This is a genomic window from Pedobacter aquatilis (genome assembly GCF_030409415.1).
GTDB lineage: Bacteria > Bacteroidota > Bacteroidia > Sphingobacteriales > Sphingobacteriaceae > Pedobacter > Pedobacter aquatilis.
The window spans coordinates 14,502-35,425 of record NZ_JAUFPW010000030.1 but is presented as its reverse complement, the minus strand read 5'-3'; the positions used below and the strand labels follow the sequence as shown (position 1 = coordinate 35,425).

The following is a 20,924-nucleotide window of genomic DNA, read 5'->3' as shown; positions in this document are numbered from 1 at the left end:
GTTGTCAGGAGATGTTGATTTGCACAAGCGACACGCGTGCGCCAGTGACGACAATAAGTAGTATTAAAAATAAAAAAGAGCAATAATTTTATTGCTCTTTTTTATTTGAAATGTCTTGATTAAATTCTTTCCTTACCGCTGTATTTTAATGTTAACTCAGGGTTTTTAGCATATTCATCCCAAAGCTCATCAATAGTCTTTCCGGCTAATTTAACCCAGGTATCTTTTGTGTAAGTTTTGTTTCTTAACTCTTTATCCATTTCAATAATTAATCCTGGCTTAACTTTTTGGTCTATCCATTCGAAAAAACGGGCAGTTATACGGTAGCTGTTTTCATATTTCTTTTCGTTGTGTTTAGCAGTTAAATCAGGTAAAGCCCACTTCGAACCAATATTATCAACCCCATATCTGTAGCGGATAAAATCGGCAATGCCTTCTGTTAGCCAAACTGGCCCTGAGCCGTATCCATAACCTTGTACCAAGTGCATACCTTCGTGTGTTACAATATCAATGTCAGTAGGGTGGGCGTTCATGTAATTCGTGCTAAACAGAATTCGGTTTCCACTGGCCTCTGCTACACCTTTATAAGCTGTATCGGTTACAAATAAAACATTGTGCGTAGTTTTATCATTAAAAGTACTTACCAATGTCGGGAAAACTTTAAAGTAAGTTTCGATTAGTTCTTTCTGGATATTTGGATTAAATGCAGAATTCTTATTTATAAAAACCAGCTGATAATCATCTTTCTTAATTGTATCAACTGATGCCCAATTTTTATGAAGTGCTTGTTGGAGGTTAGTCTGAAAGTTATTAAAGTTGGCTTTCTTTTTAATCCATTTGCTGTTTACCACAATTTCGCCAGGTATAGCCTTTATTGTAAAATTATTGGCGGTATCAATAACCCGCATGGTAACCTCTCTTTTAGTTCTATAACCATCTGCTACAGCAAAAGCCGGATAAATTTCTTTAAATGCGGCATTAATTTTTGCTGTATCTAAATTTACATTTGTTTTATTATCAATAGTTATTGAATATGGGCGAGGTGCATTTCTGTTTCGCTGCGGTGTTTGTGCAGAATTATTTGTAGTATTTTGCGCTACTGCAGTTACAGAAAGCAAGGTAAAAAGTGTAAGCTTTGAAATTTTCTTTAACATAGGTTGATTTTTTTTTGCTAAAAATAAGTGTTGTTTGAAAAATATCCTGTAAAAATGAAGCTACACATTGCATTGGAAATAAATAGTCCGTTGCTTTAATTCATTCTCTTTATTTTATCTTTGCCGCAAATTTAATATGCCCAATTGTGATTAATGTAAATAATATCTCCGTTTCATTCGGCGGAAGCACCCTTTTTAGTGATGTAACTTTTTCCATCAACGAAAATGATAAAATTGCCCTAATGGGTAAAAATGGCGCAGGGAAATCGACCATTTTAAAAATTATTGCAGATGTTGCTAAACCAACATCTGGGAATGTTACCGGACCAAAAGACGCAGTTATAGCTTATTTACCACAACATTTACTTACGCAAGATAATGTAACTGTTTTCGAAGAAACAATGAAAGCTTTTGCTGAAGTAAACAACATGCAAAAGGAACTTGATGAATTAAATGAACAGCTTACGATTCGTACTGATTACGATAGTGATGATTACATGAAACTTATAGAGCGTGTATCTGAGCTTAGCGAGAAATTTTATTCGATAGAGGAAACTAATTATGATGCAGAAGTAGAAAAAGTATTAAAAGGTTTGGGTTTTGAACGCAAAGATTTTAATCGTCAAACATCAGAATTTTCTGGTGGATGGCGTATGCGGATTGAATTGGCAAAAATTTTATTAAAAAAACCTGATCTTATTTTGCTCGATGAGCCGACAAACCACATGGATATAGAGAGTATCCAATGGCTTGAAGATTTTCTGATAAATTCGGCTAAAGCTGTAATGGTAATCTCACACGATAGGGCATTTGTAGATAACATAGCCAATCGAACGATTGAAGTTACAATGGGTAGAATATATGATTATAAGGCAAAATATACTCATTATCTGCAATTGAGAGCTGAGCGCCGCGTACATCAGCTAAAGGCTTATGAAGAACAACAACGCTTTATTGCCGATAATCAGGAGTTTATCGACAGGTTTAGAGGGACTTATTCAAAAACACTACAGGTTCAATCGCGTGTAAAAATGCTCGAAAAACTCGAAGTTATTGAAATTGATGAGGTTGATACATCAGCATTGCGTTTAAAATTTCCACCATCTCCACGTTCCGGCCAATATCCGGTAATGGTAGAAGAACTTACTAAAAAATACGGCGATCATGTCGTTTTTGAAAAAGCATCCATGGTTATTGAGAGAGGCGAAAAAGTTGCTTTTGTAGGTAAAAACGGAGAAGGTAAATCAACGATGATTAAAGCTATTATGGGTGAAATAGACTTTGAAGGAAGTTTGAAAGTTGGTCATAATGCTAAAATTGGATATTTTGCTCAAAACCAGGCAGCATTATTAGATGAAAATTTAACTGTATTTGATACTATCGACCAGATTCCTTTAACCGATGGAACCATAAAAATTAAAGATCTTTTAGGCGCTTTTATGTTTAGTGGAGATGATACTACAAAAAAAGTAAAAGTGTTATCTGGTGGAGAGAAAACCCGTTTAGCAATGATTAAACTATTGCTTGAGCCGGTTAACGTTTTAATCCTCGATGAGCCAACCAACCACCTGGATATGAAAACAAAAGACATCATTAAAGATGCCTTAAAAGATTTTGATGGTACTTTAATTCTGGTATCACACGATAGGGATTTCTTAGACGGGCTGGCTAAAAAAGTTTTTGAGTTCGGAAATAAACGTGTTCGCGAACATTTTGAAGATATAAAAGGATTTTTAGCTTACAAGAAAATGAACAACTTAAAAGATATTGAATTGTAGTAGAATAATTAAATATCGATGGGGAAGAAGTTATACAAATTCTGAGTTAAGCTTATTAAGCTTGCAACAATTTAAAGAAGAATGTAGTACCTTTTTCCCACTCGCTGTTTAACCAGATAGTACCTCCATGTCTTTCTACGATTTCTTTGCACAGATATAGGCCAATCCCAAAGCCGGCAATAGAACCCATGTGCTGGTTTTTTACCCTGTAATAACGCTCAAATATATGTTCGTGGTCTTCGGCAGAAATTCCCATCCCTCTATCTTGTATTGAGAAAACAACTTCATTATTATTTACTTCATACCTAATGGTAATCGTAGAACCCATTGGAGAATATTTCACCGCATTTCCAACCAGATTTTGTATAACCTGGGCTATTTTATCTCTGTCGGCATTTAGGTAAATATCACTAGTTAACTCAAATTCCAGCGGATGAGTATGAATTGTTGATTGAAGTTCTGATTCTAACTCATTAAATAATTCTTTAACACTAAAGGAAGAAATTTCAATTAACATTTTCCCTGATTCTAACCTCGAAACATTTAAGAATCCATTAATCATGGATGTCATACTTCGTATTTGTTTTAGTGCCTTACCCAAAACGTTATTTAATGCTTCATCTTCTTGCTTAATTGCAGTTCGTTGTAAAACTTGTATATATGCATTTAAAGATGTTAAAGGAGTTTTTAATTCATGGCTTACCATGCTAATAAAGTCATCTTTACGCTGTTCGTCTTTTTTTTGCTCAGTAATATCTCGTAAAGTTCCATTTAAACTCACCGCATTACCATTTTTATCAAATGTTGTTCGTCCTATAGCTTGTACAGTTCTAATTTCTGCTGATGAATTGGGTTTTAAACGATAATCAATAGCATAACGACCACCATGCTCTTGTATCAGCGCTTCAGAAATTGCTTTGGCAACATAATCTTTGTCATCATCGTAAATGGCAGCGAAAGCATTACTTAAGTCCATTTTTTCATTACTTGAAAGTCCGAACCAGTTTCTTAATAGCTCATTTCCAGAGAAAAGATTACTGGCCGGCTCATAATAAAAGGTTCCTAATTCTCCGGCATCTACAGCTAAAGAAAGCATTTGTTGAGCTTTTTCGTGCTCAAAAGAATCTAATATCTGTTTGGTAATCTCTTCTAAAATAACCAAAACGCCAGTTATTTGTCCGGATGATGATATAATTGGTTGATAAATTGAATTTACAAATGCTTCACGCAATCCATTTTCCTGGTAAAGCATTACTCTAAATACATTATTAATTTTTGGGATTCCAGTTTCGTAAACGCTTCTTAACCATTCGTTAACTGGCTGTCCTTTAAGCTCAGGTCTGGCAAGCTCGTGCGGCTTTCCTAAAACTTCTGATTCTTTTCGTCCCCAAATATTTAAAATCGTTTTATTGGCAATTTCAATAACCAAATCATCGCCTTCAAGCACACAAATACCTACCGGAGCTTGCTCAATTATGGTACGGATATGCTCTCTGCTATCAGCAAGAAGAACCATTGATTTGTTAAGTTCTTCATTTGTAGATAGGAGTTCTTCAACCGTTGCAGCCATTTCTTCATTAATGGCTTGGGCTTGCTCTTCTTTCTCACTTATTAAAAGCAGAGATGCCCTTCTTTGTGATACATCTCTAGCCGTATGAATGATGCAATATGTTTTCTGATTTTCATCGAGCATTGCTCTGTACTCAAAATCGAAATAAAAAGTTTGCAACTCCCCATCAACAATAATATCTGCTGGCGTATCAGATGCATAATAACTAACACCAGTTCGCCATACATTTTGCAGAATAGCAGTAAATGGCTGACCAACAATTTCTGGAATAGCTTCTTCAAAATGTTTACCTACAATAGAGCGATCTTTTCCCCAAATGTTAAGCATAGCATTATTCGCAAAGCGGATAAATAAATCTTCACTTGTGTAAATTGCAGTGGCTTCTTGTGTGTTTTGAAGAACTTCTAGAAGCTTATCATCGCTAAAGTTTGTAGCAGAATTATTTCTAAGATGAGTCATAAACTTTAACAAATATAATAATTGCTTATCGATTTGATAACAATTATTAATGAATTGAAACTGTTAAAATTTTCTGTAACCAAATTTAGAAATCATTTAAATCGAAATCTTATATAATTAGATTAAGGTTTATTCAGATTTAATGTTGTGTTAATCTAGTAATTAAATGGTTGTTGTAAATTCGGGAATAAATAAAAAAGGATAATGACAAACAGTTTAGATTTAGAAGCAGAAATTATAATTGGGTTTACAGCCAAGCTTAAAAAAAGTGTATTTTTTAATGATTCACAAAGTGAGGAGGTATATCAGCTTAAAAATGATTTACTTAATCAAGACTATCTTTTAAAATGTAAAAGCAATTTTAAAAATGCGATAGCAATTGCATCAACTATAACTACTTATTAATGGGTTTATCTCTATAAATCAATTGATTGAGAAACTAACGGACTATTACGAGTGTTGTTCGATTTTTCATTTAAATACAATTTAATAGCTTTTATAGTTTCTTCTGGAGCACTTATATGTGGATAATGACCAGTGGCATTTAATAAATGTAAGGTATTATATGGCGTATGTCTTTTAATAAAATCACCAACCTGTAATGGTACAATCATGTCATTATCATTCATTAAAGTTATGCTTTTTGTTTTGAGTTCTTGTAATTTGTTTCTATAATCACAATTAAAGGTTGCCATAGCAAATTCAAGTGCAATTTTTGGATTCATAGATTCGAAACATTCTTGCAAAAATTCTGCGTGTTCTGGATTTTCTAAATTTCCCATAACATTGGGAGCTAAATATTTACTCCAACCTATATAGTCATCTGCCATATATTTAAATAAACCTTCAACTTGTTCACGTTCAAATCCTCCGAAATATTCGTTTTCATTTATATATTTAGGAGACGGTCCGATAAAAATAAGCTTACTAATAGCTTCAGGAATTTGAATCGCTGCTAGCATACCAATCATTGCGCTTACAGAGTGTCCAATAAATACGATGTCTTTAAGTTTGAGCACTTCAATAATGTCAACTACATCACAAGCATAGCCTTCTAAAGATGAATATTTATGGTAATCATATTGATTTATTTCAGATTTTCCAGAGCCAACGTAATCAAACAAAATAATTTTATAATCATCTAAAAAAGCGCTGGTGATAAATTTCCATGTACTTTGGTCGCATCCGAAACCATGAGCCATCATCAAAACCTTTTCTCCTTTTCCAATAATATTTACATGATTTCTTTTTAGAATATTATTCATAGCGCCCTTAATATTTATTCAGCAAATAAATATAAAAACAAAATTGCTTTCAGTATTTTTTTGAAGTAATTGTTACAAATAATAGATGATTGGATACGGATTTTAGAGAGTGGCGCTAAGAAATGACCGTGATTGAATTTATTAAAAAAGATGAAATTAGAAAGATGAGTGATTTCTAATCGTTACAGTAAGATTGCCCAACTTGCAATCCTCCTCGAGATTTCATTGGGACAATTTCGCCTGATTCCAAATAAACTTTGTACAAAGGCTGACCGTCTGCTGGCGATACCTCTGTACTTATTGCAGAAATAACACCGCAAAATTTCTTTTTACATCCGGTGCTCATCATTACAAACAGCATAAGAAATATGAGTAGTCTATTCATCAATCAAAATAACCAAGCTTAAGAAAAATAGTTTTTATAAGTTATGCACACATCAATTTGTGTTTCAACCTCATCAATAAATTTAGTTTTTCCAAAGTACCAGGTTTTGGGTGCTGAAAAGGCAACTATAATCTTATTAAGTTTTAGCTCAGAAAGATTAGTATTTTTTTTATACTCATAGGCTAAAATGTAAGAATTCATATCTCCGTATCCTCGCAGCTGATGTATTTTTTTTAAGAAAAATTTTAAAAGGTGTATCTGGCTAGAAGTTTCCATATACACAAAGTTAAAACATTGTATAATTAATACTACCGTATTATTACCCTTTTGTTAAATAGCTGCCTAAATCGCAGTTTTTTTGTTTATTTTGAGGGTAAATATTTAATAATGTGTGTATTACGAAATAACGAATGATAAATATCAATTACTTTTTTTTCATTTAATATTATAGAAGAAAAACTAATTAGCGTTGGTGTTTATATTCGCAGATAATCTTATTAGCGCTATGAATAGATTGATACAAAGACACAATACCCATGCTTTTATTGATAAAATAAAGTTAGAGTGGCCGGGTTTTATCGAAGCCGCAAGGCATATGAATGAAAGATTAGTTTTTATTCAACTTTTAGAAAAAGCTGATGCATATGCATTTACATCTAGCCTTATGCCAAAGCTGGGCGCCTTGGTAGATTTTAGTCACCCACTAGAAATATTCATCTTAAATAATGATGGAGTTTCTTTAGAGCATCTTCGTTTTAATTGCGAAACAATCAGCGTAAGTGCTTAACATCTTTTATTTTAATTAATTACTATTCCGATGCATAGCAATTATTCTTTTTAAAAGTATTAAACCTTTTTTCGCGATTTTTTATTCTCTGCGGTTTCGCCCACAAGTAAGGTGGCAATAAGCTCAAATTTATCTGGCTGCGCATTGTATTCATCTGCCATTGTTTCCCACTTTCTTAATTCTAATTGAGCATTTTCAACTTCAACTTTTAATAACTCTATCTTATTTTGTAGTAGTTTGCTAATATTCTGATTTGCCATAATTACAAAATTACAGCCTTTTCCTGCTCTTTTTAATTAGTTATTGTTAAGAAATTGTAACTACTTAATCTACAGAGTGAAAAAAAATTCTAATACATTTTTAGATTTTAGCGCTTACGATAATGGTTTATTGACAAATTCTATAACGTTTCAAAAAAAACAAAATATTGTGCTTGATAATCATAATATTATAAGAAAAGTACGATTAATCTTATATTTAATTGTGCAGATATCGATTAGATGATTACTTTTGCAGCGGAAAGCTGGCAGAGTGGTCGAATGCGGCAGTCTTGAAAACTGTTGACTGTCATAGGTCCGGGGGTTCGAATCCCTCGCTTTCCGCTCAACAAAAAAAGGAAATCGAAAGATTTCCTTTTTTTGTATCCAATACATTTTTCAACTCCTCTTTACAAAACGTATTTCTTCGTAAAATTGTCCAAAGAGTGTAATTACAAGTATCTCCATTTGTTTAAGATTTTATCGCTTTGTACCTTCATAAATAAAATATAAAATTATGGGAATTGAAAAAGCAATATTGGCAGGCGGATGTTTTTGGGGCGTAGAAGAACTTATAAGGCATTTACCTGGCGTAGAATCTACAGTGGTGGGTTACACCGGAGGAGATGTTCCTAACGCAACTTATAGAAATCATGGAACCCATGCCGAAGGAATAGAAATTACATTTGATTCGTCTGTATTATCTTATCGAAAATTACTTGAATATTTTTTTCAAATTCATGATCCGACAACTAAAAACAGGCAAGGGAATGATGTAGGGACATCATATCGTTCTGCAATTTTTTATTTAAATCCAGAACAGGAAGTTACCGCAAAACAATTAATCGAAGAAATGGATGCTTCTGGAGTTTGGCCTGGTAAAATTATTACCGAAATTGTACCAGCTACAGAATTTTGGAACGCAGAAGAAGACCATCAAGATTATCTTCAAAAGGTACCTTATGGCTACACTTGCCATTTCGAGAGACCAAATTGGAAATTATCTTAATGTTTTTATCCGTTGGGATTAATGATTTTGAATTACTTTGCTAAGCGTTGGATTATTGTAAACAATTTTAATAACATGTATTATTGTTACAATAATTAAAATTCCAGTAATTGTTTTCAGCAATAATAGCCTTTTATTTTTCATCATGTTTTTGTTGTTAGAAACGTACTGTAATGCGATAACGCTACATCGAATAATTTGTATTGTACATTGTACCTGAAATATTAATGAAATGAGGATAGCTACCTATAATGTAAATGGCGTAAATGGGCGTTTGCCAGTGTTGTTACGTTGGTTAGATGAAACTAAACCCGATGTTGTTTGCCTGCAGGAATTAAAAGCACCAGATGAAAAATTTCCTATTGAAGCAATAAATGATGCAGGATATAGTGCCATTTGGCATGGACAAAAAAGCTGGAATGGCGTTGCTATTCTTGCAAGAGGTAAACAAATAAAAGAATTAAGAAGAGGTTTGCCGGGCGATAACGATGATTTGCAAAGTCGCTACATTGAAGCTATGGTAGATGATGTGGTTATTGCCTGCCTTTATTTACCAAATGGAAATCCCGCACCCGGACCAAAGTTAGATTATAAAATGGCGTGGATGGAGCGTTTAAATAAACACGCAACAAAACTCTTGCAGTTTAAGTTACCTACTGTTATTTGTGGAGATTTTAATATTATACCAACTGATTTTGATGTTTATAAACCTGAGAGATGGGTTGATGACGCACTTTTTAGAACCGAGGTTAAGGCTGCATTCCATAATTTAATTGCACAAGGTTGGACAGATGCTTTGAGAAAACTTTATCCTGATGATAAAATTTATACATTTTGGGATTATTTTAGAAATGCATACGGTAGAGATGCCGGATTAAGGATAGATCATTTTTTATTGAATGAGCAACTTTTAGGTAAGTTAAAAGCTGCTGGAGTTGATAGGCAAGTTAGAGGATGGGTAAAAACTAGTGACCACGGCCCGGTTTGGATAGAGCTTGAATAATTCATTACATGTGTGACGGATTTTTTACTCTGTAATTTTTTTGACGAGATCGGGTTAATTGGTTTTAATAAATGAAATTATAGCTATTTTAAGCTTACTAAATCTGAAGTTTATGGATATTCTCAAAAACCAAAAAAAAATTGCGGCTTTTTTAAATAGAATTAAATCTGAATGGCCTGGTGTTGTAGAGCGTTTTGAGTTTAAAACCGCAACTGTAATTTACGTTCATTTAAAAGAAGGCATTTCTAGTATGGATTTTTTAGGGAAGCTTTCCAGAAAAATCGAAAGGCTCGTAGATTTTTCAGAACCTATAATTTTATATCATATTGAAAGCGATGGCATGAATCTTCGTTCTCACCCAATTAATTGGTACTCATCAATAAATTCGGGAGTATCAAAATAAAAATTTATAAAAGCTATAGATAATAACAATATAGATAAAATCCTCAATACTTATAAATAAAAAATGGAGGATACAAATACCCTCCATTAACAAACAATTAATCAGTGTTTATCAAAACAATAATTAATGAACTGTAAGATTAAGTATTTTTTCTAATACAGCAAAAGTATTTTTAATTCTATTTTGGAGTAATAGAAAGTAAGTCTGCAAATAAAAATTGTGAGAACCTACCTTGTAGGTTTTCTGGCAACAAATTTTTTAAAAACTTTTGGTGCTTTGCCAGGCTCATCCTCAGAAATTTTTATGCTTAAAATATTTCCCTTATACGATTCACCATTTAAAGCAGATATAACCTTCTGCGCATCATCTAATTTTAGTATTTCTACAAATGCATAACCTTTACATTTATTAGTAGCTCTATCTCGAACAACTTTAATGGTTTCAATATTTCCGTAAAGACCAATAAGCATTGCCAGATCCATTTCACTAATATCAGGTCGTAACCCACCTACAAAGAGCTTCGTCATAGATAATTGGTATTTTTTGTTTTAGAGATGCAAGATAATTTTTTTAACCTGAACAATCAAGCATTAATTCTTAAAGATTGTCCATTAAATAAATCGTTTTAACAGCATTTCTAACTCAGTTTTCAATTCATTTTAATAGATGTTAAGTTACTCTCTATAAAATAATAGGCAAGAATTGATTTGAGATGCTTCAAATAAAATGGGCTAGAACTTTGTTTTTAAAACCTTGATTAAAAGTTAAATGCTTAAAATACAAGTTAAAACTTTAAAAGGGAACAGTTGTTGTAATGAATTATGAAATTTATAATTTAAAAAAAAAAAGTTATGAAACTTTACAAATCAATTCCTTTATTAATGCTCTCCATTATTCTGATTTCGGGATGTGTGAGTAACAAAAAATACGCCGAGTTACAAACTACCTTTGATAAACTAAGAGAAAGAAATCAGGAGTTAAGCAACAAATATCAAGATAGCCAGAGAGAACTTACGGGCGCAACAAGTCGCGTTAAAAGTTTGGAAGAGCAAATTGCATCTGAAAAGGCTAACACAGCCGCATTACAAGATGCATTAACCAAATGCTTAAACTCAAGTAACCAAGGAAATGTTAACATTTCCAAACTGGTTGATGAAATTAATAGTTCGAATAAATACATCAAACAATTAATTAATGCGAAAAACAAAAGCGACTCGCTTAATATGGTACTTACAAATAACTTAACCCGTTCTCTAAGTAGAGAAGAATTGGGCGATGTTGATGTGCAGGTATTAAAAGGTGTGGTTTATATTTCTTTAGCTGATAATATGTTATATAAATCTGGTAGTTATGAAATATCTGATAAGGCAGCAGAAACACTTAGCAAAATTGCCAAAATAATTAAGGATTATGATAGCTATGATGTATTAATTGAAGGTAATACTGATAATGTTCCAATTGCTCAAACTAATATTAGAAATAACTGGGATTTGAGTGCGCTGAGAGCATCCTCAGTAGTTCAAACATTGCAAACCAAATTTGCGGTTGATCCGAAACGTTTAACAGCAGGGGGTAGAGGCGAGTTTAATCCAATAGCCGATAATAGTACGCCTGCAGGTAAAATGAAAAACAGAAGAACGCAGATTATTATAACACCAAAATTAGATCAGTTTATGGAACTAATTGGTAAAGCACCAGAACAACCAGCTGGTACAGCAGCACCGAAACAATAATAATTCAAGTCTTTAATATTCAAAAAACTCCCGATAAAATCGGGAGTTTTTTTTTAAAAAGATATTATGATTTATCATGGTTTGTTAATAGACTAATGATTTAGTTAAATGTAGTTTAGAATTTCATTGCTTCGAAAACAATCAATAATAATTTAATTGAGAAAAAATTAAAGCATAAATAGTATTATTAGTTAGTGAGTAAGTGTTAGTAAAAGTTACAATTTAATGTACTTAGTGTAAAAAGCACACTTTTTGAGGCTAATTGTTTTAAATTTATGCAAAATTAAATGATTGATTAACAGATAATTAAAAATTGTTATTAGAAATAATTGTGTTTTTCTTTCAATTTAACACATATCAAGTATCTTTTTTTAAAAATATACATATATTTGTTCTTACCCTTTCGAGGGTATGTTTTTCATAGGTAGATGTAGGGTCAGAACTTTGTTCTGGCCCTTTTTTGTTTTGTCAAATTAATAAAGCTTATTTTTGTGTTGGATATGAATAAAAAGAAAATAATTGTTGCCGTTACAGGTGCAAGCGGTTCGATATATGCAAAAGTGCTTTTTGATAAACTGACATTACTAAAATCACAAATAGAAGCGGTTGGTGTGGTAATGAGTGATAATGCAAAAGAAGTTTGGCAATTTGAACTCGGCAATAGCGATTACGAAAGATATGATTTCAAATTTTACCAAAAAAATGATTTCAATGCGCCATTTGCATCTGGCTCTGCCAAATATGATAGAATGATTATTATCCCTTGCTCAATGGGTACGCTTGGAAGGATTGCACACGGCATTTCTAATGATTTAATTTCAAGGGCAGCAGATGTTGTTTTAAAAGAGCGACGTAAACTAATAGCCGTTGTTAGAGATACACCTTTCAGCTTGATTCATATAAATAATATGAAGACCGTTACCGAAGCTGGTGGAATTATTTGCCCGGCTAACCCTTCATTTTACAGTTTACCTAAAACGATAGAAGAAGTAGCAGAAACAGTTGTGAGTAGGGTTTTGGATCTGGCAGGTTTTGAACAGCAAAGCTACCGCTGGAATGAAAATCATTAAATAATTAGATAAAATGGTTGTAAAATAATCTCACATATAAATGTAAGGTTTAAAACTGACTCAGATCTCATATCTCAATACTCATATCTAATTCTTATCTTTGCAGGCTAAATGAAAAAGGTCGCATTTTATACATTAGGTTGTAAACTAAATTTCTCTGAAACATCTACTATAGGTCGGTTATTTACTGATGCAGGTTATGCTGTGGTCGAATTTCAAGATGCAGCTGATGTTTATGTGATTAATACCTGCTCCGTTACAGAACATGCCGATAAAAAATGTCGGAAGGTTGTAAAGGAAGCTTTAAAGCATTCTCCAAATGCTTATGTAACCATTGTTGGTTGTTACGCACAACTAAAGCCACAAGAAATTGCCGAAATTGAAGGTGTCGATATGGTTTTAGGTGCAGCAGAAAAATTCAGAATTGTTGAGTTTATTTCTGATTTGACCAAGCAACCGAAGGCGATTGTTCATCAACAAAGCATAGAAAAGGTTAACCATAACTTTATTGCTTCATATTCAATTGGAGATAGAACCCGTACATTTTTAAAAGTTCAGGATGGTTGCGATTACCCATGTACCTATTGTACAATTCCTTTAGCTCGTGGCGCAAGTAGGAGCGATACCATAGAAAATGTAGTTAATCGAGCGAAGCAAATTGCAGAAAGTGGCGTAAAAGAAATTGTGCTTACAGGCGTAAACCTAGGCGATTTTGGTATTAGAAATGGCGAACGTGAAGATAAATTCTTTGATTTGGTTAAAGCCCTGGATGAAGTTGATGGCATTGAGCGTATTCGTATTTCATCTATAGAACCTAATCTTTTAAGTAACGAAATTATCGAATTTGTAGCCACATCGAAAAGATTTGTTCCGCATTTTCATATCCCTCTTCAGTCTGGCTCAGACAAAATCTTAGGCTTAATGCGTCGTCGTTATCGCCGCGATTTATATGTAGAGCGTGTAGCGAAGATTAAGGAAGTAATGCCGCATTGTTGTATAGGCGTAGATGTCATTGTTGGTTTTCCTGGTGAAACAAAAGATGATTTTTTGGATACTTACCAGTTTTTAAACCAATTGGATATTTCTTATTTACACGTATTTACATATTCTGAACGCGAATTAACTGTTGCCGCTGAAATGAAAGGTGTTGTTGCAGGTAGCGAGCGTAACGAACGTAGCAAAATGCTTCATATTTTATCCGATAAGAAGCGTCGTGCTTTTTACGAATCTCAAATTGGAACGGAAGGCGAAGTGCTTTTCGAAGCTGACCAAAAAATGGGCTACATGCATGGTTTCACAAAAAACTATGTAAAGGTTCGTGCTAAATACGATCCGGTTATGGTAAACGAGCTTAAGGCTGTTAAGCTTATCGAAATTACCCCCGATGGCGATGTGGAGGTTGCCGAGCTTGAAACTGTTTACGCACATCATTAATTCGATTTTTAGTAAATCAATTTCCGCCAATTACTTTAACGTTAGTCGGGCTATCCGCTTAATCTTTTTGGCTCTTGCGGAAACTTACGAAATCTAATGAGACTGGGCTTACAAGATTTCGTAAGTTTCTTCCACCTCGCAGCCAAAAAGTATATCGCTTATATCCCGTTTATTAAAAATGGTCCACCTTTTTAAACTCAGGTTCGGCACCTTGCACATTCCTATGAAATACTGCAGAAGTGCTATAAACCTGATCGAAGTAGAAATCCTTTTTTGCTCTCAAAAAAGATTGTAGTGTAGAGCAGGGCTATCTCAACCTATAATTGCAGGAAACTGCTTTTCAAATTAAGATAATAGCATTTTTGGTAATCATTTCCAGCTTTCAGCTTTGCTGTTTCTTTCCTATCTTCGCATCAAATTATTTGTATGTTTCCTACCGTTTCACATTTTTTAGAATATTTGTTGGGCATAAATTTGCCGCTACCCTTCAATACGTTTGGTGTTTTTGTAGCACTTGCATTTGTTGCCGGTTACTGGGCGTTTACGCAGGAGTTAAAGCGTAAAGAAGCATTAGGTATTTTACATCCGTTTGTAAAAACGATAATTGTTGGTAAACCGGCAACTACTACCGATTTGATATTGAATGGTCTTTTCGGGTTTATTATTGGCTATAAATTGTTGTATGCGTTACTTAATTATAGCCTTTTTGTAAGCGATGCGCAATCTATATTAATGTCGGCCAAAGGAAATATTTTTGGTGGTTTGTTTTTAGGTATTCTATTCGCGTATTGGGATTATAAAGAAAAGGAAAAACATAAACTGGCTAACCCAAAAGAAACAAAAGTAATTATTCACCCCTATCAATTAATGAGTAATTTAATTGTGTGGGCAGCAATTTGGGGTTTTTTAGGTGCTAAATTTTTTGATAATCTGGAGTATTGGGACGACTTTGTAAAAAATCCAATTGAAAGATTATTATCGTTTAGCGGCTTAACTTTTTATGGTGGTTTAATTTGCGGTGGTGCTGCAGTTTTAATAATTGCAAAGCGTAATGGAATTAAGCCCTTGCATATGTTGGATGTTGGCGGACCAGGTATGATGCTTGCTTATGCAGTTGGTAGAATTGGATGCCACTTATCTGGTGATGGTGATTGGGGCATTGTTAATCCAAATCCAAAACCATTTTCTTGGTTGCCAGATTGGTTATGGTCTTACAAATATCCAAATAATGTTGTTGGCGAGGGTATTCCAATTCCGGGTTGTGGGGCTGGAAAGTTTTGTAATGAATTGGCACAAGGCGTTTATCCAACTCCAATTTATGAAGTTATAATTTGTTTAATCTTATTTGCTTTCCTTTGGAAGATAAGAGATAAAATAAAGGCACCAGGCTTAATGTTTGGTATTTATATGATATTAAATGGTTTAGAGCGCTTCTTCATAGAATTGATTCGAGTAAATTCTAAATATCATGTGTTGGGTTTACCACCATTTACACAAGCCGAAATGATTTCTACTTTCCTGGTAGTAGGTGGAATTATATTGTGTATTTATTCGTTAAGGAATAAGAATAAATTAGCTTAAAAACATTATAAATTCATTAAAACTCAACAACACAGGATTTATGTTGTTTAAATAACTATGAATTACGAATTACTATGCAATAAAGTGATATCTATTGTTCGGCTAACCGGAAATTTTATTCGCAAAGAAGCTATGCAATTTGATACACAAAGGGTTGAATATAAAGGCTTAAACGATATGGTTTCTTATGTTGATAAAACAGCTGAACAGAAACTGGTTCAAAACCTTGAAAAACTTATTCCAAATGCAGGCTTTTTAACAGAAGAGAAAACGATAAACAGGGAAGGCAAAACCTACAAATGGATTATCGACCCGCTTGATGGAACTACAAATTTTATTCATGGTTTGCCTACATACGCCATTAGTGTTGCATTATATGAAGATGATAAAGCAGTTTTAGGCGTTGTTTACGAATTAAATCGTGGAGAAATGTTTTATTCTTACAAAGGTGCGCCAGCATTTATGAATAAAAAGGAAATACAGGTTTCTTCAAATCCGGATTTACAATCTAGCTTATTAGCGACAGGTTTTCCTTATTATCAATTTGATAAGCAACCACAATATTTAAAGTTACTTGAAGAAATGATGCAGAAAACCCACGGTTTAAGACGTATGGGCTCTGCTGCAACGGATTTGATTTATGTAGCTTGTGGTCGTTTTGATGCTTTTTTTGAATATAATTTACAACCCTGGGATTTTGCCGGTGGTTGTTTCATTGTACAGCAAGCAGGTGGAGAAGTTTTCGATTTTAATGGTGGTGATGATTTTTTTGGTAAAAGGGAAATTGTAGCTACAAATGGTAAAATCAGTGAAGAAATGCTTGTGGCGATTAAAAAGTATTTTGGATAAGGGTTTAAGCTTCGGTATTTTTAAGGTTTGATTGCGATTTATCAGGTTACACATAAAGTCATCCTCGAATAAAGTTGTAAAGATTTTTGCAACGCACATTTAAGTCGATTTAAAAATCGCACAGCCTACATAAAGCATTAAAACTTTGGGTATGGACTATTAATTTGTAAACCTTAGAAATTACGAGTCTTCTTAATTTTAATTTGCTTCATTAGTCTGTTTTATATACATTTTGAATACAGAACCTTCGCCTTCTTTACTATTAATTTCGATTTTACCCCCCGAAGTATTAATAATAGTGTGCACCAGATAAAGCCCAACACCCGAACCTTCAACATCTGATTTGATTCGCTTGAATTTAGAAAAAATATGTTCCATTGCCTGTTCGCTTATGCCTACGCCATTATCTTGTACGCTGATTACCACAAAGTCATCAATTTTTTCTGAGCTTATTTTAATTATTGGTTTAACATCTTTCGATGTGTATTTCATAGCATTATTAAGCAAATTATAGATTACACTCCTGAGCTTGCGCCTAACGAAAGTAATTTCCATAATTTTTAAATCGGAAATGATTTCTGCACCAGATTCTATTACCAATGGCGCAATAGCAAGTCTTACATCCTCCAATATGCTGCCAATATCTAGTAATTCTTCCATTGCGTGGTATCGCTGTTTTTGCCACCTGGAATCAAGCATACTTTCTACAACCCCTTTCATACTTGTTAGGCTTTTTTCAAGATTCACCGTTAGACGAGAAAACTCTTCAATGCTTCGTGATGGTAAATTTTTCATCATTTGCACCGAAAGGCTCAATGCTAATAAAGGATTTTTGATGTCGTGAGCAATTGTATCTAGCAAGAGTTCGTGCTCGGCCAGTAATCTTTCCTGCTCTTTTAAGTCTTGAATTCTTGCAGTAATATCTACAAAAGTAATAATTACACCATTTGTAATATTTTCCTTTCGTACAATATATGGTAATACATTCATCTGAAACCACCGCATGTCGGTTGTTTGTATTTCTTTTTCTAATATTTTACCTGTAGCAATAACGGTTTTAATGTTATCGATAATGGTCGGGAAGCGAAAATTTTCTTTAATTTCATCTAAAGGCTTGCCAATAAAATTTTCTTTCAAACTAAACTGTTTCATTGCCGGAGGCGTAAACTTCCGTAAAATTAAATTTGCATCTACAAAAAGTTGTGGAATAATGGTATTGCTGAAATAATTTTCGAGGTCCTCATTAAGTTGAGTAAGGTTATTGATTTGCTCACTATTTGTATCCATTGATAAGTGACGTATGTTTTAGTGGATGATATTACAATTTAAATAAATAATTAATAATTCCTTAATTGTATCAGAGATTTTAGAATAACTTACAAAATCATCTTTTTACATCTTAAATAATTGTTATGAGGTATTGTGTAAAATAAAACAGGCGATACCGTCACAGTATCGCCTGTTATAAATGAAAATATTATTTACTAAATTGTTTAAAATAGAAACTATTCAGCTGCTGCTTCACTATTTATTGCTGAAACTGCAATTTCGGTAAGTGCCACATCTGTCTCTTTTTCATTCTCTAGTGTTTGCTCTAAAAGTGATGATACATCGTTTCTATCCATATTTTCGGCAAATACTTTTAGCGTTCCATAGGTGGCGATTTCGTAATGCTCTACCTTTTGCGCAGCTAGTATTAACCCAGCGTCTCTAATCATTGTTCCTGCATCGGTATCTTCAATTATGCCGTTTGCTTCTTCTAATAATCCTGCCATAGCATCACATTTTTTAGCTGTAGCTTTTTCGTCAAGCAAGCTAAAAATTTCTTCTAAAGTTTCTATGTGAGTTTGCGTTTCCTGAGTGTGTTTTTCAAAAGCTGCTGCTAATTCTGGACTTGTAGCCGCTTTTTTCATTTTTGGAAGTGCTTTAACCAAATGCTTTTCTGCCCAGTAAATATCCTTCAATTCATCTATAAAAAATTCGTGGAATTCAGAAGGATTAATTTTACCAACATTTTTAATCGTTTTGCTAGCAGATGTTTTTGTTTTGGCATTTGCCGTTGTTTTTTTTGAAGTTGCCATAAGTTTTAGTTTGTATATTAATTAACATAAGAACCTATCCTGATTAATAATGGTTTGGCAAAGAATAAGAACGCGTATATTTCTTAACCATTACGTATTTCTTGCTCAACGCTAAAAAGTGGTTTTTAAGCTACTTTAACACATTATTTCCGCAGTTACCAACCAAATATGGAATATTGTAAATCGATATATTTTAACGGTTTCAGTAGTTACTACCTATATAGCATATTACTACGTGTTTTGAATATTCTTAAAACCAAGTGGTGTTTTAAGATGTGGTTAGTGTAAATCTAATTCAAGATTCAATCATCCAGTAACAAAACGAAAGCTTATGTTTCATCATTCAAAAGATTTACAATTTAATGCCAGGGTTTCAAAGCCAGATCCGGTTTTCGCCAATATTCTATTAGAACAGTTTGGCGGAGAAAACGGCGAACTTGCAGCGGCCATGCAATATTTTACGCAAGCATTTGGTGCAAAACAGCCGCATCCAGATAAGTATGATATGTTGATGGATATTGCCACTGAAGAATTTTCACATTTGGAAATAGTGGGTGCAACTATTCAAATGTTACTAAAGGGCGTAAATGGCGAACTTAAAAATGCTGCAGATTCATCTGAAATTATGCAGGTACTTGAAGGTAAAGCGGCTAAAGAAGAAATTATCCATGCTGCGCTTACGGCTAACCCTCATTTTGCAATGCTTAGTAGTGGTGGGCCAAGACTTGCAAATAGTCAAGGGATTCCCTGGTGTGCTTCGTATATCCATTCCAATGGCGACTTAACTGTTGATTTAAGATCTAATTTAGCATCAGAATCAAGAGCTAAGTTAGTTTACGAACACTTAATGAAATTTACGGAAGATCCATACGTAAAAGAAACACTTTCATTTTTGATGACAAGAGAAGTTGCTCATTATAAAATGTTCGAAGCGGCGCTAGATACTATACAGCCTAATTTTCCTCCAGGTGTATTACAAGCCGATCCAAGGTTTACTCAACAATATTTTAATTTATCTCCAGAAAAATCTTCTAAAGGTACATGGAATACAGGAGAAATGCCTGGCATGGGTAAAGAGTGGGAATTAATAGAAGATCCTGTTGCATTTGTTAAAGAAACCGAAGGATTAACATCTTTAGAAGATTCAAAAGACGAGGAATTAGCAGAAACTGAATCGATGAACAAAAAAATGAGTGAGAAGAAAAGTAAAGAAGTAAAAACTTCTGAACCTAAAGGAACAGCTCAGTGGAGCGATTATGGGAAAGCATAGTTAGGTAATTTCATTTTCAAAAAATCCAGATGTCAAAAGCGTCTGGATTTTTTATGTTAAATGCACACTTCCAAATATTCTATTTTTGATTTATTTAAAACTTTATGGAATAGGCTATGTTGTGCATATGCCTAACAGCTGTGAAAATCAATATAATTTTTTCGCTGGTTATGCCTAAACATAATGAAGAAAATCATTTTAGCAGAAGATCACACAGTGATGAGAAATGGCCTTAAAATGCTCATCGAATCAACAAATAAATATCAAATTGTATTTGAGGCCTGTAATGGGCAAGATGTATTGGAAGCTTTTAATAATGGAATTAAAGCTGACCTAATTATATCGGATATAAACATGCCCGTTCTAAACGGTATCGAAATGACGACTACTTTAAAACTTAATGGCTGTCAGGTACCTGTTTTAATCATGTCTATGTTGGAAGATAATGAACATTTTTATCAGGCAATTAAAGCGGGTGCAAATGGTTTTTTAAATAAATCTGTAGATTTTGATGAACTCTTCTTCTGCTTGTCGAGAATTGTTAAGGGAGAGCGTTACATATGTTCATCATTAGCAGTCAGAATTGTGGATGCCGCAATAAACTCTTCATTTTCAGCTTCGAGTAATATACAGAATAGTGAATTTTCATCAAGAGAAATTGAAATTTTAAAGCTTATTGGAGATGGGTTGACTAATGCTGAAATGGCTGAAAAGCTCTTTATCTCCAGGCGGACAGTTGAAGGGCATAGGCAAAACCTTATAGACAAAACCGGCGCAAAAAATACGGCCGTTTTAATGCGTTATGCGTTCAATAGAGGTATACTTAATTAAATTTT

General features: G+C 33.5%; 22 protein-coding genes and 1 tRNA gene. 14 read left to right on the top strand and 9 right to left on the bottom strand.

Going from position 1 to position 20,924, the window contains the following annotated elements:
• Positions 1-119: 119 nt before the first annotated feature.
• The gene (locus tag QWY86_RS12855) at positions 120-1,154 is read right to left on the bottom strand and encodes a basic secretory protein-like protein (RefSeq protein ID WP_290242728.1); all 1,035 of its coding nucleotides are present in this window, start codon (positions 1,152-1,154) and stop codon (positions 120-122) included.
• 146 nt (positions 1,155-1,300) lie between these two features.
• On the opposite strand from QWY86_RS12855, the gene QWY86_RS12850 reads away from it, so the two are divergent.
• Complete coding sequence (locus tag QWY86_RS12850; RefSeq protein WP_290242727.1) at positions 1,301-2,932, top strand: ABC-F family ATP-binding cassette domain-containing protein; 1,632 nt, start codon at positions 1,301-1,303, stop codon at positions 2,930-2,932.
• A gap of 55 nt (positions 2,933-2,987) precedes the next feature.
• On the opposite strand, the gene QWY86_RS12845 is transcribed toward QWY86_RS12850, so the two are convergent.
• Positions 2,988-4,961, bottom strand: a complete 1,974-nt coding sequence (locus QWY86_RS12845; RefSeq protein WP_290242726.1) for a PAS domain-containing sensor histidine kinase — start codon at positions 4,959-4,961, stop codon at positions 2,988-2,990.
• A gap of 204 nt (positions 4,962-5,165) precedes the next feature.
• Here QWY86_RS12845 and QWY86_RS12840 point away from each other — a divergent pair, with 204 nt between their 5' ends.
• The gene (locus tag QWY86_RS12840; RefSeq protein WP_290242725.1) at positions 5,166-5,366 is read left to right on the top strand and encodes a hypothetical protein; all 201 of its coding nucleotides are present in this window, start codon (positions 5,166-5,168) and stop codon (positions 5,364-5,366) included.
• Between the two features lie 11 nt (positions 5,367-5,377).
• On the opposite strand, the gene QWY86_RS12835 is transcribed toward QWY86_RS12840, so the two are convergent.
• From QWY86_RS12835 to QWY86_RS12825, 3 genes are all read right to left on the bottom strand, one after another.
• The gene (locus tag QWY86_RS12835) at positions 5,378-6,226 is read right to left on the bottom strand and encodes an alpha/beta fold hydrolase (RefSeq protein ID WP_290242724.1); all 849 of its coding nucleotides are present in this window, start codon (positions 6,224-6,226) and stop codon (positions 5,378-5,380) included.
• Positions 6,227-6,401: 175 nt separating this feature from the next.
• Positions 6,402-6,611 (bottom strand): hypothetical protein, encoded by a 210-nt coding sequence (locus QWY86_RS12830; RefSeq protein WP_290242723.1) that lies wholly within the window; start codon positions 6,609-6,611, stop codon positions 6,402-6,404.
• 18 nt (positions 6,612-6,629) lie between these two features.
• Positions 6,630-6,887 (bottom strand): hypothetical protein, encoded by a 258-nt coding sequence (locus tag QWY86_RS12825; protein ID WP_290242722.1) that lies wholly within the window; start codon positions 6,885-6,887, stop codon positions 6,630-6,632.
• Positions 6,888-7,116: 229 nt separating this feature from the next.
• Here QWY86_RS12825 and QWY86_RS12820 point away from each other — a divergent pair, with 229 nt between their 5' ends.
• The gene (locus QWY86_RS12820; RefSeq protein WP_290242720.1) at positions 7,117-7,398 is read left to right on the top strand and encodes a hypothetical protein; all 282 of its coding nucleotides are present in this window, start codon (positions 7,117-7,119) and stop codon (positions 7,396-7,398) included.
• A gap of 59 nt (positions 7,399-7,457) precedes the next feature.
• Here the strand turns inward: QWY86_RS12820 and QWY86_RS12815 are convergent, their stop codons facing one another.
• Positions 7,458-7,658, bottom strand: a complete 201-nt coding sequence (locus QWY86_RS12815) for a hypothetical protein (RefSeq protein ID WP_290242719.1) — start codon at positions 7,656-7,658, stop codon at positions 7,458-7,460.
• 257 nt (positions 7,659-7,915) lie between these two features.
• On the opposite strand from QWY86_RS12815, the gene QWY86_RS12810 reads away from it, so the two are divergent.
• The 4 genes from QWY86_RS12810 to QWY86_RS12795 all read left to right on the top strand — a co-directional run bounded on the left by QWY86_RS12810 (position 7,916) and on the right by QWY86_RS12795 (position 10,070).
• Positions 7,916-8,000, top strand: a tRNA-Ser gene (locus tag QWY86_RS12810).
• A 172-nt stretch (positions 8,001-8,172) separates the two neighbouring features.
• Positions 8,173-8,664 carry a peptide-methionine (S)-S-oxide reductase MsrA gene (msrA, locus tag QWY86_RS12805; RefSeq protein ID WP_290242718.1) on the top strand — a complete coding sequence of 164 codons (492 nt, stop codon included), beginning with the start codon at positions 8,173-8,175 and terminating at the stop codon, positions 8,662-8,664.
• A gap of 232 nt (positions 8,665-8,896) precedes the next feature.
• Positions 8,897-9,667, top strand: a complete 771-nt coding sequence (xth, locus tag QWY86_RS12800) for an exodeoxyribonuclease III (RefSeq protein ID WP_290242717.1) — start codon at positions 8,897-8,899, stop codon at positions 9,665-9,667.
• A gap of 112 nt (positions 9,668-9,779) precedes the next feature.
• Positions 9,780-10,070 carry a hypothetical protein gene (locus tag QWY86_RS12795; protein WP_290242716.1) on the top strand — a complete coding sequence of 97 codons (291 nt, stop codon included), beginning with the start codon at positions 9,780-9,782 and terminating at the stop codon, positions 10,068-10,070.
• 227 nt (positions 10,071-10,297) lie between these two features.
• On the opposite strand, the gene QWY86_RS12790 is transcribed toward QWY86_RS12795, so the two are convergent.
• Positions 10,298-10,597 (bottom strand): RNA recognition motif domain-containing protein, encoded by a 300-nt coding sequence (locus QWY86_RS12790; protein ID WP_290242715.1) that lies wholly within the window; start codon positions 10,595-10,597, stop codon positions 10,298-10,300.
• A gap of 324 nt (positions 10,598-10,921) precedes the next feature.
• On the opposite strand from QWY86_RS12790, the gene QWY86_RS12785 reads away from it, so the two are divergent.
• From QWY86_RS12785 to QWY86_RS12765, 5 genes are all read left to right on the top strand, one after another.
• The gene (locus tag QWY86_RS12785) at positions 10,922-11,803 is read left to right on the top strand and encodes an OmpA/MotB family protein (RefSeq protein ID WP_290242714.1); all 882 of its coding nucleotides are present in this window, start codon (positions 10,922-10,924) and stop codon (positions 11,801-11,803) included.
• A 500-nt stretch (positions 11,804-12,303) separates the two neighbouring features.
• Positions 12,304-12,873 (top strand): UbiX family flavin prenyltransferase, encoded by a 570-nt coding sequence (locus QWY86_RS12780; RefSeq protein ID WP_290242713.1) that lies wholly within the window; start codon positions 12,304-12,306, stop codon positions 12,871-12,873.
• Between the two features lie 111 nt (positions 12,874-12,984).
• Entirely contained in the window at positions 12,985-14,307 is a 1,323-nt protein-coding gene (gene mtaB / locus QWY86_RS12775; RefSeq protein WP_290242712.1) for a tRNA (N(6)-L-threonylcarbamoyladenosine(37)-C(2))-methylthiotransferase MtaB, read from the top strand.
• A gap of 426 nt (positions 14,308-14,733) precedes the next feature.
• Complete coding sequence (locus QWY86_RS12770) at positions 14,734-15,888, top strand: prolipoprotein diacylglyceryl transferase (protein WP_290242709.1); 1,155 nt, start codon at positions 14,734-14,736, stop codon at positions 15,886-15,888.
• 57 nt (positions 15,889-15,945) lie between these two features.
• The gene (locus QWY86_RS12765) at positions 15,946-16,737 is read left to right on the top strand and encodes an inositol monophosphatase family protein (protein WP_290242708.1); all 792 of its coding nucleotides are present in this window, start codon (positions 15,946-15,948) and stop codon (positions 16,735-16,737) included.
• 198 nt (positions 16,738-16,935) lie between these two features.
• Here QWY86_RS12765 and QWY86_RS12760 read toward each other — a convergent pair whose 3' ends face one another.
• Positions 16,936-18,024, bottom strand: coding sequence for a sensor histidine kinase (locus QWY86_RS12760; protein ID WP_290242707.1), 1,089 nt, complete (start codon positions 18,022-18,024; stop codon positions 16,936-16,938).
• A gap of 218 nt (positions 18,025-18,242) precedes the next feature.
• Positions 18,243-18,818: a YciE/YciF ferroxidase family protein gene (locus QWY86_RS12755; RefSeq protein ID WP_290242706.1), complete on the bottom strand. Its 576-nt coding sequence runs from the start codon at positions 18,816-18,818 to the stop codon at positions 18,243-18,245.
• A gap of 331 nt (positions 18,819-19,149) precedes the next feature.
• Between QWY86_RS12755 and QWY86_RS12750 the strand changes: the two genes are divergently transcribed.
• Positions 19,150-20,088 (top strand): manganese catalase family protein, encoded by a 939-nt coding sequence (locus tag QWY86_RS12750; RefSeq protein WP_290242704.1) that lies wholly within the window; start codon positions 19,150-19,152, stop codon positions 20,086-20,088.
• A gap of 183 nt (positions 20,089-20,271) precedes the next feature.
• The gene (locus tag QWY86_RS12745; RefSeq protein ID WP_290242703.1) at positions 20,272-20,919 is read left to right on the top strand and encodes a response regulator transcription factor; all 648 of its coding nucleotides are present in this window, start codon (positions 20,272-20,274) and stop codon (positions 20,917-20,919) included.
• Positions 20,920-20,924: the final 5 nt, after the last annotated feature.

Excerpts from the sequence above, each read along its gene's own strand:
- QWY86_RS12755 (WP_290242706.1), bottom strand. The coding sequence starts at position 18,818 with ATGGCAACTTCAAAAAAAACAACGGCAAATGCCAAAACAAAAACATCT.
- QWY86_RS12830 (WP_290242723.1), bottom strand. The coding sequence starts at position 6,611 with ATGAATAGACTACTCATATTTCTTATGCTGTTTGTAATGATGAGCACC.
- QWY86_RS12785 (WP_290242714.1), top strand. The coding sequence starts at position 10,922 with ATGAAACTTTACAAATCAATTCCTTTATTAATGCTCTCCATTATTCTG.
- QWY86_RS12765 (WP_290242708.1), top strand. The coding sequence starts at position 15,946 with ATGAATTACGAATTACTATGCAATAAAGTGATATCTATTGTTCGGCTA.
- xth (WP_290242717.1), top strand. The coding sequence starts at position 8,897 with ATGAGGATAGCTACCTATAATGTAAATGGCGTAAATGGGCGTTTGCCA.
- QWY86_RS12745 (WP_290242703.1), top strand. The coding sequence starts at position 20,272 with ATGAAGAAAATCATTTTAGCAGAAGATCACACAGTGATGAGAAATGGC.
- QWY86_RS12820 (WP_290242720.1), top strand. The coding sequence starts at position 7,117 with ATGAATAGATTGATACAAAGACACAATACCCATGCTTTTATTGATAAA.
- QWY86_RS12845 (WP_290242726.1), bottom strand. The coding sequence starts at position 4,961 with ATGACTCATCTTAGAAATAATTCTGCTACAAACTTTAGCGATGATAAG.
- QWY86_RS12750 (WP_290242704.1), top strand. The coding sequence starts at position 19,150 with ATGTTTCATCATTCAAAAGATTTACAATTTAATGCCAGGGTTTCAAAG.
- QWY86_RS12815 (WP_290242719.1), bottom strand. The coding sequence starts at position 7,658 with ATGGCAAATCAGAATATTAGCAAACTACTACAAAATAAGATAGAGTTA.
- QWY86_RS12760 (WP_290242707.1), bottom strand. The coding sequence starts at position 18,024 with ATGGATACAAATAGTGAGCAAATCAATAACCTTACTCAACTTAATGAG.
- msrA (WP_290242718.1), top strand. The coding sequence starts at position 8,173 with ATGGGAATTGAAAAAGCAATATTGGCAGGCGGATGTTTTTGGGGCGTA.
- QWY86_RS12780 (WP_290242713.1), top strand. The coding sequence starts at position 12,304 with ATGAATAAAAAGAAAATAATTGTTGCCGTTACAGGTGCAAGCGGTTCG.
- QWY86_RS12795 (WP_290242716.1), top strand. The coding sequence starts at position 9,780 with ATGGATATTCTCAAAAACCAAAAAAAAATTGCGGCTTTTTTAAATAGA.
- QWY86_RS12835 (WP_290242724.1), bottom strand. The coding sequence starts at position 6,226 with ATGAATAATATTCTAAAAAGAAATCATGTAAATATTATTGGAAAAGGA.
- QWY86_RS12770 (WP_290242709.1), top strand. The coding sequence starts at position 14,734 with ATGTTTCCTACCGTTTCACATTTTTTAGAATATTTGTTGGGCATAAAT.
- mtaB (WP_290242712.1), top strand. The coding sequence starts at position 12,985 with ATGAAAAAGGTCGCATTTTATACATTAGGTTGTAAACTAAATTTCTCT.
- QWY86_RS12840 (WP_290242725.1), top strand. The coding sequence starts at position 5,166 with ATGACAAACAGTTTAGATTTAGAAGCAGAAATTATAATTGGGTTTACA.
- QWY86_RS12825 (WP_290242722.1), bottom strand. The coding sequence starts at position 6,887 with ATGGAAACTTCTAGCCAGATACACCTTTTAAAATTTTTCTTAAAAAAA.
- QWY86_RS12790 (WP_290242715.1), bottom strand. The coding sequence starts at position 10,597 with ATGACGAAGCTCTTTGTAGGTGGGTTACGACCTGATATTAGTGAAATG.
- QWY86_RS12855 (WP_290242728.1), bottom strand. The coding sequence starts at position 1,154 with ATGTTAAAGAAAATTTCAAAGCTTACACTTTTTACCTTGCTTTCTGTA.